Annotated in this window: 1 pseudogene; it reads left to right on the top strand. The window is 35.6% G+C overall.

Going from position 1 to position 202, the window contains the following annotated elements:
• Positions 1-202, top strand: a pseudogene (locus tag PL9214_RS33340) (IS701 family transposase); the annotation flags it as partial.

Here is a 202-nt window from a genome sequence, read left to right as displayed (position 1 = left end):
TGGTGGGAAATCATTTTCTGTGTGTATTTAATGATTAGTTTCAACTCCGAAGTTTTCCGGTCTTTAAGTCAAGGTATTCCCCGAGAATCTGAGAGCAAAAAAAACACCGCAGATTGCTCGAATCACCGACAATGGAATCATAAAGAGGGATGGAAAAATGTTTTAAATAATCTGCGTTTAATAATTCAGCCTACTATTATAT

It is taken from the genome of Planktothrix tepida PCC 9214, assembly GCF_900009145.1.
In the GTDB taxonomy this organism is placed as follows: domain Bacteria; phylum Cyanobacteriota; class Cyanobacteriia; order Cyanobacteriales; family Microcoleaceae; genus Planktothrix; species Planktothrix tepida.
The sequence above is the reverse complement of the archived record's forward strand: the minus strand, read 5'-3'. Positions and strand labels throughout refer to the sequence as shown.